The sequence below is a fragment of the Mesorhizobium sp. CCNWLY176 genome (assembly GCF_037153935.1).
Classification (GTDB): domain Bacteria; phylum Pseudomonadota; class Alphaproteobacteria; order Rhizobiales; family Rhizobiaceae; genus Mesorhizobium_M; species Mesorhizobium_M zhangyense.
Map to the genome: position 1 here is coordinate 282,501 of NZ_JBBBDZ010000002.1, position 13,195 is coordinate 295,695.

General features: G+C 60.8%; 14 protein-coding genes. 4 read left to right on the top strand and 10 right to left on the bottom strand.

The annotated features are described in order from the left end of the window. Positions 1–12: 12 nt before the first annotated feature. The 7 genes from era to rpoZ form a co-directional block, all read right to left on the bottom strand. Positions 13–921 (bottom strand): GTPase Era, encoded by a 909-nt coding sequence (era, locus tag WBQ96_RS04275; protein WP_336547698.1) that lies wholly within the window; start codon positions 919–921, stop codon positions 13–15. Beyond that, positions 918–1,640 (bottom strand): ribonuclease III, encoded by a 723-nt coding sequence (gene rnc / locus WBQ96_RS04280; protein ID WP_165115463.1) that lies wholly within the window; start codon positions 1,638–1,640, stop codon positions 918–920. The genes era and rnc overlap by 4 nt, the downstream gene beginning before the upstream one ends. A 1-nt stretch (position 1,641) precedes the next feature. Beyond that, positions 1,642–2,391 carry a signal peptidase I gene (gene lepB, locus WBQ96_RS04285; RefSeq protein ID WP_336547700.1) on the bottom strand — a complete coding sequence of 250 codons (750 nt, stop codon included), beginning with the start codon at positions 2,389–2,391 and terminating at the stop codon, positions 1,642–1,644. A gap of 102 nt (positions 2,392–2,493) precedes the next feature. Then, positions 2,494–2,895 carry a holo-ACP synthase gene (gene acpS, locus WBQ96_RS04290; protein ID WP_165115459.1) on the bottom strand — a complete coding sequence of 134 codons (402 nt, stop codon included), beginning with the start codon at positions 2,893–2,895 and terminating at the stop codon, positions 2,494–2,496. 13 nt (positions 2,896–2,908) lie between these two features. After that, positions 2,909–3,487: an orotate phosphoribosyltransferase gene (gene pyrE / locus WBQ96_RS04295; RefSeq protein WP_336547702.1), complete on the bottom strand. Its 579-nt coding sequence runs from the start codon at positions 3,485–3,487 to the stop codon at positions 2,909–2,911. Positions 3,488–3,509: 22 nt separating this feature from the next. Beyond that, a complete protein-coding gene (locus WBQ96_RS04300) occupies positions 3,510–5,735 on the bottom strand; it encodes a RelA/SpoT family protein (RefSeq protein WP_336547704.1) in 2,226 nt (741 codons plus the stop codon). A 110-nt stretch (positions 5,736–5,845) separates the two neighbouring features. After that, positions 5,846–6,247, bottom strand: a complete 402-nt coding sequence (gene rpoZ / locus WBQ96_RS04305; protein ID WP_336547706.1) for a DNA-directed RNA polymerase subunit omega — start codon at positions 6,245–6,247, stop codon at positions 5,846–5,848. A gap of 317 nt (positions 6,248–6,564) precedes the next feature. On the opposite strand from rpoZ, the gene WBQ96_RS04310 reads away from it, so the two are divergent. Together WBQ96_RS04310 and WBQ96_RS04315 are read left to right on the top strand one after the other, a co-directional pair. Continuing rightward, positions 6,565–7,152 (top strand): LabA-like NYN domain-containing protein, encoded by a 588-nt coding sequence (locus tag WBQ96_RS04310; protein WP_119818996.1) that lies wholly within the window; start codon positions 6,565–6,567, stop codon positions 7,150–7,152. Then, positions 7,152–7,805 (top strand): uracil-DNA glycosylase, encoded by a 654-nt coding sequence (locus tag WBQ96_RS04315; RefSeq protein WP_336547709.1) that lies wholly within the window; start codon positions 7,152–7,154, stop codon positions 7,803–7,805. Before WBQ96_RS04310 ends, WBQ96_RS04315 begins: the two co-directional genes overlap by 1 nt. Positions 7,806–7,867: 62 nt before the next feature. Here the strand turns inward: WBQ96_RS04315 and WBQ96_RS04320 are convergent, their stop codons facing one another. The 3 genes from WBQ96_RS04320 to dapA form a co-directional block, all read right to left on the bottom strand. After that, positions 7,868–8,224, bottom strand: coding sequence for a hypothetical protein (locus WBQ96_RS04320; RefSeq protein WP_165115449.1), 357 nt, complete (start codon positions 8,222–8,224; stop codon positions 7,868–7,870). A gap of 167 nt (positions 8,225–8,391) precedes the next feature. Beyond that, positions 8,392–8,868 carry an SsrA-binding protein SmpB gene (gene smpB / locus WBQ96_RS04325; protein ID WP_091913982.1) on the bottom strand — a complete coding sequence of 159 codons (477 nt, stop codon included), beginning with the start codon at positions 8,866–8,868 and terminating at the stop codon, positions 8,392–8,394. A gap of 92 nt (positions 8,869–8,960) precedes the next feature. Then, a complete protein-coding gene (gene dapA, locus WBQ96_RS04330) occupies positions 8,961–9,842 on the bottom strand; it encodes a 4-hydroxy-tetrahydrodipicolinate synthase (protein WP_336547714.1) in 882 nt (293 codons plus the stop codon). 245 nt (positions 9,843–10,087) lie between these two features. On the opposite strand from dapA, the gene WBQ96_RS04335 reads away from it, so the two are divergent. Further along, positions 10,088–12,121 carry a lytic transglycosylase domain-containing protein gene (locus WBQ96_RS04335; protein ID WP_336547716.1) on the top strand — a complete coding sequence of 678 codons (2,034 nt, stop codon included), beginning with the start codon at positions 10,088–10,090 and terminating at the stop codon, positions 12,119–12,121. Between the two features lie 113 nt (positions 12,122–12,234). Then, entirely contained in the window at positions 12,235–13,125 is an 891-nt protein-coding gene (locus tag WBQ96_RS04340) for an alpha/beta fold hydrolase (protein WP_336547718.1), read from the top strand. The last annotated feature ends 70 nt before the right edge of the window (positions 13,126–13,195 follow it).

Sequence of the window (13,195 nt, forward strand, 5' to 3'; positions counted from 1 at the left end):
AGCTTCGGCCGCTCAGTGCGGGAATTCAAGACCCATTTCGCGGTAGCGCTCGGGGTCGTCGCCCCAGTTCTCGCGCACCTTCACGAACAGGAAGAGATGCACCTTCTGCTCGAGGATATCGCCGATATCCTTGCGGGAGGATTGGCCGATGGAGCGGATCGTCTCGCCCTTATGGCCGAGCACGATCTTCTTCTGGCTGTCGCGCTCGACATAGATGACCTGCTCGATACGCACCGAGCCGTCGGGCTTTTCTTCCCACTTTTCCGTCTCGACATGGGACGAATAGGGCAGTTCCTGATGCAGCCGCAGATAGAGCTTCTCGCGGGTGATCTCGGCTGCGAGCTGGCGCATCGGCAGGTCCGAGATCTGGTCTTCCGGGTAATACCACGGGCCGACCGGCAAGGCTTCGGCGAGATGATCGAGGATCGCCTGGCATCCTGCCCCGGTCAGCGCCGAGACCATGAAGGTGCTTTCAAACTTCACACGCTCGTTGCAGGTGGCGGCGAGCGCCAGCAGGCTTTCCGGCTTGACCCGGTCGAGCTTGTTCAGGATCAGGATTTTAGGCTGGCGAACGCCTTCGAGATTGGTCAGCATCGCGTCGGCGTCGCCCTTGATGCCGCGCTCGGCATCGATCAGCACCATGACCATGTCGGCATCCTTGGCCCCGCCCCAGGCGGTCGTGACCATGGCCTTGTCGAGCCGGCGGCGCGGCTTGAAGATGCCGGGCGTGTCGATGAAGACGATCTGCGCATTGTTGTGGGTGGCGATGCCGCGCACGATGGCGCGCGTCGTCTGCACCTTGTGGGTGACGATCGACACTTTGGCGCCGACCAGCTGGTTGACCAGCGTCGACTTGCCGGCGTTTGGAGCGCCGATCAGGGCGACAAAGCCGGAATGGGTTGCGGGGGCGTCTTCGCTCACTGTTCGTTTCCTTCCTGGCCCCAGACGCCTTCGCGCTGGAGGATTGCCGCGGCAGCGGCCTGCTCGGCCTCGCGTTTTGAGCGGCCTGTGGCGGTCGCCGGCTCGAAATCACCGACACGCACGCTCACCGTGAACAGCGGATCGTGGTCGGGGCCTTCGCGGCTTTCGATCTGATAGGCAGGTGTAGCACTTGCCGCCTGATGTGCCCATTCCTGCAATTCGGTCTTGGGGTCGCGGCGGGCCGCACCGGTAACCTTGGACCGCGGCTCCCAATAGCGCAGGACGAAGCGTTTTGCCGCTTCCATGCCGCCGTCGAGATAAAGCGCTGCGATCAGCGATTCCAGCGCATCGGCGCGGATGTTCACCCGCTTGCGCCCGGCAAGCGTCTTGACCTCACTGCCGGCGCGGATGAGGTCCGGCAGGCCGATCTCGTCGGCGATTTCGGCCAGCGCCTCGGCATTGACCAGCGCGTTGAGCCGCACCGAAAGTTCGCCCTCGGCAGCGTTCGGAAAGGCATGGAACAGCATGTCGGCAATGATCAGGCCGAGCACGCGGTCGCCGAGAAACTCGAAGCGCTCATAGTCCGTGCCGGCCCTGGCGCCACGCGCGCTCGCATGCGTCAGCGCGCGCTGAAGCCGCTCATGGTCGCGGAACACATGGCCGGTGCGTTCCTTCAACGCCTCGGCAATGTCTTTTCCGGTCAGCCGTTTGAACGCCATCCTAACGAACGAAGTTGAACAGGCGCGAGGCGCGCATCTCGGACGGCCACTTCCAGATTTCAAGCGGGCTTGCACCATCGGCGATCGAGAAGAAGATGATGTTGGCCTTGCCGACGAGATTTTCGGCCGGCACGTAGCCGACATTGAAGCGGCTGTCGGTCGAGTTGTCGCGGTTGTCGCCCATCATGAAGAAGTGGCCTTCCGGCACAACGAACTCACGGGTGTTGTCGCCGATGGAGTTCGGCGTCAGGTCGAGCGTGTCGTAGGAAACGCCGTTCGGCAGCGTCTCGCGATAGACGTCGACCGGGCGGTTGACCTCGGTGATGTCGGGATTGTCGATCTCGCCGACCTTCTCGCGCGGCACGGCCGTGCCGTTGATGAAGAGCTGGCCGTCCTTCATCTGGACCTTGTCACCCGGCAGGCCGATGACGCGCTTGATATAATCCAATGACGGGTTCGGCGGGAACTTGAAGACCACGACATCGCCGCGCGCCGGATCACCGCCCCAGACGCGGCCCGAAAACAGGTCCGGCCCGAAGGGCAGCGAGTAACGCGAGAAACCGTAGGACCATTTGGTCACGAACAGATAGTCGCCTTCCAGAAGCGTCGGCCGCATCGAGCCTGAGGGAATCGAAAAAGGCTGAAACAGAAACGTGCGGATGACCAGCGCAAGCAGCAGCGCCTGAACGATGACGCTGACGGTCTCGCCAAGCCCGCCGGATTTCTTCTCGGATTTATCAGCCACGCTCATGTCGTCCTCAGTTTCTGCGTCGGGTTGGTATAAGGGCTCGACGCGCGCGGGGCAATCTTTGCCCTGATCGAAAAAACGCCACGAGCGCCATGAAAATGGCGGTTATTCGGCAGGCAAGGCTTCTATGATCACAAACGCTTGCGCGAGCGGAAAATCATCGGTGATCGTCAGATGGATCGCCGCGCGATGGCCCGCCGGCAGCATCTCGGCCAGCCTTGCAGCGGCTCCACCGGTCAGATGCATGGTCGGCTTGCCGCCCGGAAGATTGACCACGCCCATGTCGCGCCAGAAAACGCTATGCGAAATGCCCGTGCCCAGCGCCTTGGAGCAGGCCTCCTTGGCGGCGAAGCGCTTGGCGTAGGAAGCGGCGCGCTGCTTGCGCCGATCGGATTTTTCCTGCTCGACCTCGGTGAAGATGCGGGCCGTGAAGCGTTCGCCGTAGCGCTCCAGCGACTTTTCGATGCGCCGGATGTCGATCAGGTCACTGCCGATGCCGATGATCATCCAGCCGTAATCCTCAAATATTCCGGCTTCCGGGCTTTATCGCCGGGATTGCCGCTAGTTCTGGCGGAAGCTGGTCGGCAGGATAGGCCGGAACCTCATATTCGGCGAGCGCGACCAGCGGCACGCCGACATCCGTCTTGCCCGCAGAGCGATCGACGATGCAGGCGGCAGCGACAACCTCGGCGCCCAGCGCGCGCAGGCAGTCGATGGTCTCACGGATCGACAGGCCGGTGGTCACGATATCCTCCACGATGACGACGCGCGCGCCCTCTTCGAGTTCGAAACGGCGCAGGCGGAAGACGCCATTCTCACGCTCGACCCAGACGGCCGGTACGCCGAGATGCCGCGATGTCTCATAGGCCGGAATGATGCCGCCGATCGCCGGGCCGACGACATAGTCGATCTTGCCAGGCACCTCGGAGCGGATTTTCTCCGCCAGAGCCCGGCACAGCCGCTCGGTCTTGTCGGCATGCATGAAGACGCGTGCCTTCTGCAGGAAAACCGGACTGCGCAGGCCGGAGGTAAGGATAAAATGGCCTTCCAGCACTGCGCCGGCTTCGCGAAAAATGTCCAGTACCTGGTTCGTATTCATGCCGTTCCCGTCTTTAGAATGATCAGCCATTGACGCGCCGCGCATCGCTGACGCTCGAATTTTCCTTGAGCTGAGAGATCAGCCGGTTGAGATGCTTGAGATCCCAGACTTCCAGGTCGATCAGCATCTCGGTGAAGTCTGGCGCAGTGCGCACCATGGAAAGCGTATGGATGTTGGCATCGTTTTCGGCAATCACCTGTGCGATCTCGGCAAGCGATCCCGGTGCGTTGATCGCCACGACCGAGATGCGCGCCGGAAAGCGTTCCTTCGTCGCCTCGTCGATATCCCAGCGCACGTCGATCCAGCGCTCGGGCTGATCGTCGAACGCTGTAAGCGACGGCGACTGGATCGGATAGATGGTGATGCCGGAACCGGGCTGCACGATGCCGATGATGCGATCGCCGGGCACTGCCCCTTCGGGCGCAAAACGCACCGGCAAATCGCCGCGCACGCCGCGGATGGGAACCGCGCCGCTTTCCTTGGCCGCCAACCTGTCCTTGCGCGAGGCCCGGCCCGGAATCTGGAACAGCATGCCAGCGGCGTTGCGGATTTTCGACCAGCCCTCTTCGCGCGGCTTCGGCGGCAGCGTCACGCGCTCTTCCTTGAAATCGGGATAGACGGCCTTCATCACGTCCGTCGAAGACAACTCGCCACGGCCGACGGAGGACAGCACATCCTCGATGTCCTTGCGGGCAAGGCGGTGCAGCACCGGCTTCAGGCCGTCCTTGGAAAAGGTCTTTCCCGAGCGCTCGAAGGCGCGCTCGAGAATGCGAACGCCAAGGCCGGAATACTGCTTGCGGATCGCGTTCTTGGTCGCCCGGCGGATGGCGGCGCGCGCCTTGCCTGTGACGACCACCGATTCCCACGCCGCCGGCGGCACCTGCGCCTTGGACCGGATGATCTCGACCTCGTCGCCATTCTTCAACTCGGTCATCAGCGGCATGATGCGGCCATTGACCTTGGCACCGACGCAAGTGTCGCCGACGTCGGTGTGGACAGCATAGGCGAAATCGATGGGAGTCGCACCGCGCGGCAGCGCAATCAGCATGCCCTTGGGCGTGAAGCAGAACACCTGGTCCTGGAACAGCTCCAGCTTGGTGTTTTCCAGGAAATCCTCGGGATTGTCGCCCTCGGAAAGCTGCTCGATGGTGCGCCGCAGCCAGGCGTAGGCGTTGGTTTCCTTCGAGATGGTGTGGCTGGCGTTCACCTTGCCGCCGGTATCCTTGTAGAGCGCATGCACGGCCACGCCATACTCGGCGATCTTGTTCATCTCGCGGGTGCGAATCTGCAATTCGATGCGCTGGCGAGACGGGCCGACGATCGTGGTGTGGATGGAGCGGTAGTCGTTCTGCTTGGGCGTCGAGATGTAGTCCTTGAAGCGGCCCGGAACCATCGACCATGTCGTGTGGATCGCGCACAGCGCGCGATAACAATCCTCAACGCTGTCGACGACGACGCGAAAGCCGAAAATGTCGGAAAGCTGCTCGAAGGACAGCGCCTTGGCTTCCATCTTGCGGAAGACGGACCATGGCTTCTTCTGGCGGCTCTTGACGGTCGCGTTCAGCGCGTATTTCTCGAAAAGAGCCGATAGCGAGTTCTCGATCTCGACGATGACACCGCGATTGCGCTCGGAAATGTCGGCCAGGCGCGCCGTCACGGTGCGGTAGGCTTCCGGGTTGATGTAGCGGAATGCCAGTTCTTCCAGTTCCTCGCGCATGCCCTGCATGCCCATGCGACCAGCCAGCGGCGCATAGATCTCCATCGTCTCTTCGGCAATGCGCAGACGCTTGTCGTCGCGCATGTGGTCCAGCGTGCGCATGTTGTGCAGCCGGTCGGCGAGCTTGACGAGAAGGACGCGGACATCCTCCGAGATCGCCAGCAGCAGCTTACGGAGATTCTCGGCCTGCTCGGCCTTTTTCGAGACGAGATCGAGCTTCTTGAGCTTAGTCAGGCCCTCCACAAGCTTGCCGAGATCAGGCCCGAAGAGCTCGTCGATTTCCTGGCGGGTGGCGGTCGTGTCCTCGATCGTGTCATGCAGGAGCGCAACCGCGATCGTCGCCTCGTCCATATGCATGTCGGTCAGGATCGCGGCGACCTCAAGCGGATGTGAGAAATAAGGATCGCCGGAAGCCCGCTTCTGATGACCATGCTTCTGCATGGCGTAGACATATGCCTTGTTGAGAAGCGCCTCGTTCACGTCGGGCTTGTAGCGCTGAACGCGCTCGACAAGCTCATATTGACGCATCATGGGCCAAATCTCACAAATCGATAAAAATCATGCGCCGCATCGGTCGATACGGCGCATGATAGATAGCCACGAAACGGCCGGCGCGAAAGTGCCGACAGTACCTCTAAGGGTCAGTAATCGTCGCTTTTTTCCGGGGCGACGAGACCTTCGATGCCGGCCAGCAGATCTTCTTCGGTCATGCGGTCGAAAGTGACGTTGTCTTCTTCGCGATCTTCCTCGGCGGTGGCCACGGTGGCGTCGGCCTGGTCGATCAATTCCTGACCGTCCGATTCCGGCTCATCGACCTCGACATGCTTCTGCAGCGAGTGGATCAGATCTTCCTTCAGGTCGTCGGGCGACAGGGTCTCATCAGCGATCTCGCGCAGCGCCACGACCGGGTTCTTGTCGTTGTCGCGGTTGATGGTGATCGCCGCACCCTGCGATATCTGACGGGCGCGATGGCCGGCCAGAAGCACCAGTTCAAAGCGGTTGTCGACCTTGTCAATGCAGTCTTCAACGGTTACGCGGGCCATGGATTGCCCCTTTCATACGTGGATGTGATGGAAAACAGGCGCGCTCATTAACCTGAAAGCCCACGAAATACAAGGGCGAAGCCTGTGTCGAGAGAGTAGCCGAACCAGTAAGACCGCGATAGCACGCACTGTCCACCATTCTTTTGTCCCAAAGATAATATCACATTTTCTTGCGATAACGTCCCGGCCCCTTGGAATGGCCGCAGTCGAGCGATATTTTCTGAAGTAATGGCTTGTGAAGTGATTTTCCAACGCAACCCGGCGGGCATCATCCGCGTATTTTATGAGATTGCCTATTTTTCCAAAGGATATTTCACATGTTTGATCCCCGTGAAAAAATTGCGCTCTTCATAGACGGCGCCAATCTTTACGCGACATCACGCTCGCTCGGTTTCGATATCGACTATCGCAAGCTGCTTTCGAGTTTTCAGAAACGCGGCTATCTGCTGCGCGCCTACTATTACACCGCGCTGGTGGAGGATCAGGAATATTCCTCGATCCGCCCGCTGATCGACTGGCTCGACTATAACGGCTTCAAGGTCGTGACCAAGCCGGCCAAGGAGTTCACCGACTCGACCGGCCGCCGCAAGATCAAGGGCAACATGGATATCGAACTGACCGTCGATGCACTGGAGCTTTCCGATGTCGTCGACCACTATGTGATTTTTTCCGGCGACGGCGATTTCCGCACGCTCGTGGAAGCGCTGCAGCGGCGTGGACGAAAAGTCAGCGTGGTCTCCACCATGGCGTCGCAGCCGCCGATGATCTCCGACGATCTGCGCCGGCAGGCCGACCATTTCATCGACCTGATGACGCTGAAGAACGAGATCGGCCGTGACCCGTCCGAAAGACCGGTCCGCCGTCCGGAACCCGCCGAAACCGACACTGACGACGACGATTATTGATGCAGACAACAGCTGTCGAACCGTCGCGCGACTGCTCGCTCTGTCCGCGCCTTCATGATTTCATTGCGCTGTGGCGCCAGCGAGAGCCGGGCTGGTTCAATGCGCCGGTGCCGACATTCCTGCCACCGGAAGGCGAAGACGCCGTGCGCTTCCTCATCGTCGGGCTGGCGCCCGGCGTGCGTGGCGCGAACCGTACCGGCCGCCCCTTCACTGGCGACTATGCCGGTGACCTGCTCTACGAGACGCTGATCCGTTTCGGACTGGCGCGCGGGCGTTTCGAAGCACGCCCAGACGACAGCCTCGAACTGATCCAGACCGCGATCACCAACGCAGTCAGATGCGTGCCGCCCGAAAACAAACCGGTCGGCGCCGAGATCAACACCTGCCGGACGTTCCTGAAGCCGACGATTGGACGTTTCAAGAATCTTCGGGCGGTGCTGACCTTGGGCACCATTGCCCATCAATCCACCGTGCGCGCGCTCGGTGGACGCGTCGCCGCGCATCCCTTCAGACATGGCGGGCGGCAGGAAATCGGCGGCGTCACCGTGTTTTCGAGTTACCACTGCTCACGCTACAACACCAATACAGGACGGCTGACGACCGAGATGTTCGTGAGTATTTTCAGTGAGGTAGCGGAGTTTTTGGCCAAGTAGATTCATGCGGCCGCCAGCCCTTTCCGGCGACCGTCACTGTCACGCGACCGGACGGCCAGATCTTAATATCTCGCTCCGCCCAACATGATTTCAACGCCGAAAGGTCGGGACGCCGCCAAATGATGCGGGTTGCTTATGGGCGGAAGATCATAAAAAGCGCGCCCGATCGCCGCGCTGAGCGGCTTTGAAACCGTCGTCCTCACAACGCGAACGTCTTTGATCGATCCATCCGGAGCAAGCCTGAAAGCAACACTCAGGCGCCTCGGATCGAAACGTTGCGCTGCCTGTTGTACCGACGGGTTGTGACGGATCATGTCGACATGCCGGGACAATCGTTTTGAAAACGCCCCTATGGATTCCTCTGCGAAGGAAGGAACCGAACTCGTCAACAAGAAAGCAAAAACCAGAAAGAATCTCATGATGCACCCCCACCACCAAACAAGCGGAAGGAGCCAAGGTCGTCAACCAGTGTGAGCCTGTCTTTGAATGGAATTTCTCGCTTCGGTTGCAAAAACTGCGACTCGAAAAATACCTTCTTATCGTTTGGAAAGCACCGTCGGCCTTTGCCACTACGCGAGCAGCGCCCTCACCCCCGCTCCTTGAGCAGGCGTCCCTTCTCGCGGTTCCAGTCGCGCTGTTTTTCGGTCTCGCGCTTGTCGTGCAGTTTTTTGCCGCGGGCGATCGCCAGCAGGAGTTTGGCGCGGCCCTGGTCGTTGAAATAGATCTTCAACGGCACCATGGTCATGCCTTCGCGATCGACGCTCTGGCTCATGCGCGCCATTTCGCGCTTGTTGAGCAGAAGCTTGCGGCGACGGCGCGGCTCATGGTTGAAGCGATTGCCCTGCAGATATTCAGGCAGATAGGAATTGATCAGCCAGAACTCGCCACCCTCCACCGAGGCATATGACTCCTGGATATTTGCATGCCCCTGCCGCAGCGACTTGACCTCCGTGCCGGTCAGCACGATGCCGGCCTCGACGGTGTCGAGAACCTCATAGGAAAACCGCGCCTTGCGGTTTTCCGCGGCGATCTTGTTGTTGGGGTCGGATTTCTTCTGGTTCATGGCATCACGGCTTATCTGTTGCGTCCTTCGAGGCTCGACAAAGACGCACTCAAATGGCCCTGCGAACCAAATTCCGCAAGAGCTCTAATGGCTTAGTTGAGCAATCCGGCGTGCTTCATGGCAGCCTCGATCTTTTCAGCGGTCGCGTCTTCGACGGTCATCAGCGGCGAACGCAGCACGTTTTCCATCTTGCCCAGCCGTGACAGCGCGTATTTCGCGCCGGAAACGCCGGGCTCGAGGAAGATCGCCTTGTGCAGCGGCATTAGCCTGTCCTGAAGCTCGATCGCACGCTCCTTGTCGCCATTGAGCGTCGCTTCCTGGAATTCGGCGCAAAGCCGCGGCGCGACATTGGACGTCACCGAAATCGCGCCGACACCGCCATGCGCGTTGAAGCCGAGGGCGGAAGCATCCTCGCCCGAAAGCTGGATGAAATCCTTTCCGCAGGTGATGCGCTGTTCGGAAACCCGCTCGACCTTGCCGGTGGCATCCTTGACGCCGACGATGTTCTTGAAGTCGTGGGCCAGCCGTCCCATCGTCTCCGGCGTCATGTCGATCACCGAGCGCGGTGGGATGTTGTAGATGATGATCGGCAGGCTGGTCGACTTGGCGACCGCCGCGAAATGCGCATAGAGACCGCGCTGGGTCGGCCTGTTGTAATAGGGCGTGACCACCAGAACGGCATCCGCACCAACCTTCTCGGCGTGCTCGACCAGCCCGACTGCCTCGGCCGTGTTGTTGGAACCAGCGCCCGCAACCACCGGCACCCTGCCCTTTGCGACCTCGACGCAGGCCTTCACGACCAGGCGATGCTCTTCATGGGAAAGCGTCGGCGACTCGCCAGTGGTGCCAACCGGAACCAGGCCGGTCGTGCCTTCGGCTATCTGCCATTCGACGTATGCACGAAAGGCTTTCTCGTCGAAGCGCCCGCTCTTTTCGAACGGTGTAACGAGCGCGGTAAGCGAGCCTCTCAGCATTTCATTCTACTCCCTGGAACCACCCGGTTCCGCAATAGTGTGATTGACGCCGGCTTTCTAACCGAAAGCTGGGCCGGGCACCATAGTCTTGACATCAGCTTGCGGCAAGGATCGAGCAAAGCAGAAAGCGGACAAATCAAGGAGCTACGATAACCTTTCGTTAACCCGCCCTTCACTACCGGCGACTAGGCTTTTTGTAACCCGATCCCATTTGTATCCTGTATGGACAGGGAATAGAAAAGAGCATGCCAGGCAACAGGCAACACCGTTTCGCGCTGATCGGCGCGATTTTCGCATTGACGCCCGCTCTCGCGATCGGCGCGAGCGTCGACGCGCAGACCACCGCAGCGATTCCCGCGCAGCCGGGAAATTTCGTGAACGCCGGCTCCATGCCGGCGGGAAGCATCGCCAACCTGAAGAGTGGGCTTGATGCGCTGTCGGCACAGGAGGTCGGCCGTGCACGCGCCGTGCGCGACAGCCTTTCAGAGAATTCGCTCGACCGGCACATCCTCGCCTGGGCCATCGCGCTTCGCGGCGGCGATCTCGTGCCGAGCGGCGATATTGCCGCGGCGGCACAAGCGCTGCCTGGCTGGCCCGGCATGGCCGCCCTGCGCCGCAACAGCGAAAAAGCGCTGTTTCGCGAGAACCCCGCCCCGCAAACGGTCGTGCGCGCCTTTGGCGGCTCGCAGCCGCAAACGCTCGAAGGCGTCATTCTGCTTTCGCGAGCCTATGTAGCGCTGGGAAACCGCGATGCCGCTCGCTCGGTCCTGTCGCCGTTCTGGCGCGTCGAAAAGCTCGAGGCCAAGGACGAAGTCTCGATCATCAATGAATTCGGCAGCCTTATCCCGGCGGCGGATCATCGCTTTCGCATGGAGCGCATGCTTTATGCCGAGCGCGTCAACTCGGCCAAGCGTGTATCCGGTCTCGCCGGTGCCCAAGCGCTTGCCGGTGCCTGGAGCGCCGTGCTCAAGAATGACAAGAACGCGAGCAAGCTGCTGGACGCGGTACCGGCGGCGCAGCGCTCGGCCGGCTATATGTTCGCGCAGGCGCGATACCTACGGCGCGGCGAAAAGTTTGCGCAGGCAGCAGCCGTCATGCTGAAGGCGCCGACTGACAAGGCTTCGCTCGTCGATCCGGATGCCTGGTGGGTCGAGCGCCGCATACTGTCGCGCGAACTGGTCGATCAGGACGATATGAAGACCGCGTATCGCATCGTCGCAGCACATGCGGCGGAAAGCCCGACCAATGCCGCCGATGCCGAGTTCCATGCCGGTTGGTATGCCCTGCGCGGCCTGAACGATGCAAAAACCGCTGAAAAGCATTTCGTACGCATCGCGGACCTTGCAGAGGGATCAATTTCGAAGTCGCGCGCCTATTACTGGCTTGGCCGCGCCGCCGAAGCCGGCGGGCCGGGAAACTCGAAACCCTATTTCGAACGCGCGGCAGGCTACGGCACCACCTTCTACGGCCAGCTTGCAGCCGAACGCATCGGACAAAGCGCAATCAAAATTGCCTATCCTTCGCCGACCGCAGCCGACCGGCGCGATTTTGCCCAGCGCGAAGCCGTCAATGCCATCAAGCGGCTGGAAGACGCCGGCTATGCAAGCCTGGCCGACACACTCTACCGCGATCTGGCCGGGCAGTTGACCAGCCCCGGCGAACTGGCGCTGCTCGCGGTCATGGCGGAAAAGCGCGACAACCATTTCCTCGCGTTGAGGGTCGGCAAGATCGCCGCGGCACGTGGCATCGAAATCGGTGCCTTGTCGCACCCGATCGGCGTGATACCGGCGAATGCCAATATTTCCGGCTCGGGCAAGGCGCTTGCCTACGCTATTGCCAGACAGGAAAGCGAGTTCAATGTCGCCGCGGTTTCAAGGGTAGGCGCGCTCGGCCTGCTGCAGTTGATGCCGGGCACTGCCAAGGATCTGGCGAGAAAGAGCGGCCTGCCCTATTCGCAGGCGCGCCTGACCACGGACGCCGGCTATAATGCAGCGCTCGGCGCGACCTTCCTCGGCGAACAGCTCGGCCGCTTCAACGGCTCCTATGTGCTGACCTTCGCCGGCTACAATGCCGGCCCGCGCCGCGCTCAAGATTGGATTACCCGCTACGGCGATCCGCGCGGCAAGGATGTGGACACCGTCGTCGACTGGATCGAGCGCATCCCCTTCTCCGAAACGCGCAGCTACGTCCAGCGCGTGATGGAGAATTATCAGGTCTACAAGATGCGCCTCTCGGGCAAATTCGACATTGTCGCGGATCTGGTGAACGGACGCGACTGACTTCGCACAAGCGTAGATTGAGAGTTGCCCGCCGCGCACGGCTTGCATCATGCCTCGTGGCGGGTAATCCTGCCGGCGCCGCCCTCACGCTGCGTGTTTCCGACAGGTGCCAATTGAATTCCTCTCCCGATTTTTCTGACTTCTTCTATTCCGCGCCGGATGGGCTTCGGCTTCATGCTCGAATCTATGGCGCAGACATCACCGGATCGACGCCGGTGATCTGCCTTCCCGGCCTGACGCGCAACGCCCGGGATTTCCATGAGCTGGCGCTGTTTCTTTCACGCAAGACAAAAACACGACGTAAAGTTGTAGCGTTCGACTACCGCGGTCGCGGTGAGTCGGCTTATGACAAGGACTGGCAGAACTACAATGTCGCCGTCGAGGCTGGCGACATCCTCGCCGGACTGGTCGCGCTCGGCATCGAACACGGCGCCTTTATCGGCACCTCGCGCGGCGGGCTTATCATCCATGTTCTAGGGGCGATGCGCCCGGCGGTTCTGAAAGCGGTCGTTCTCAACGATATCGGCCCGGTACTTGAAGGTGCCGGCCTTGCGCACATACGCGCCTATCTCGAACGCGCGCCGAAGCCGAAAAGCATGGCTGATGCGATCGCTATCCAGCGCGCGACGCATGGTCAGGCCTTTTCGGCTCTGACTGACGCAGACTGGGAGCGCTTTGTCGGCGCGCTCTATCGCATCAATGGCGCTGCACCAGTCGCGGATTTCGACCCAGCATTGCTGAAGACCGTCACCGGCATGGATCTCAGCGTGCCGCTTCCGGTTCTCTGGCCGCAATTCGAGGGTCTGAAGAGCGTGCCGATGCTCGCCATTCGCGGCGAGAACTCAAAACTTCTATCAGCAGAGACGCTCAAGGAAATGGCTGCGCGTCATCCTGCGATCAAAACCATTACCGTCGAAGGCCAGGGCCACGCACCGCTGCTGGAGACCGGCAAACTGCCCAGGCAGATCGCTACGTTTTTGGAGAAAGCAGACCACGGCGCTTAATGCGCTGGACACGTAAACTATTGCTATTGCAACATATTTTTATCCAACAAAAAACCCGGCGATTGCTCGC

Coding starts and splice junctions, on each gene's coding strand:
- rnc (WP_165115463.1), bottom strand. CDS start 1,640: ATGGCGTTCAAACGGCTGACCGGAAAAGACATTGCCGAGGCGTTGAAG.
- lepB (WP_336547700.1), bottom strand. CDS start 2,391: ATGAGCGTGGCTGATAAATCCGAGAAGAAATCCGGCGGGCTTGGCGAG.
- acpS (WP_165115459.1), bottom strand. CDS start 2,895: ATGATCATCGGCATCGGCAGTGACCTGATCGACATCCGGCGCATCGAA.
- pyrE (WP_336547702.1), bottom strand. CDS start 3,487: ATGAATACGAACCAGGTACTGGACATTTTTCGCGAAGCCGGCGCAGTG.
- WBQ96_RS04300 (WP_336547704.1), bottom strand. CDS start 5,735: ATGATGCGTCAATATGAGCTTGTCGAGCGCGTTCAGCGCTACAAGCCC.
- rpoZ (WP_336547706.1), bottom strand. CDS start 6,247: ATGGCCCGCGTAACCGTTGAAGACTGCATTGACAAGGTCGACAACCGC.
- WBQ96_RS04310 (WP_119818996.1), top strand. CDS start 6,565: ATGTTTGATCCCCGTGAAAAAATTGCGCTCTTCATAGACGGCGCCAAT.
- WBQ96_RS04315 (WP_336547709.1), top strand. CDS start 7,152: ATGCAGACAACAGCTGTCGAACCGTCGCGCGACTGCTCGCTCTGTCCG.
- WBQ96_RS04320 (WP_165115449.1), bottom strand. CDS start 8,224: ATGAGATTCTTTCTGGTTTTTGCTTTCTTGTTGACGAGTTCGGTTCCT.
- smpB (WP_091913982.1), bottom strand. CDS start 8,868: ATGAACCAGAAGAAATCCGACCCCAACAACAAGATCGCCGCGGAAAAC.
- dapA (WP_336547714.1), bottom strand. CDS start 9,842: ATGCTGAGAGGCTCGCTTACCGCGCTCGTTACACCGTTCGAAAAGAGC.
- WBQ96_RS04335 (WP_336547716.1), top strand. CDS start 10,088: ATGCCAGGCAACAGGCAACACCGTTTCGCGCTGATCGGCGCGATTTTC.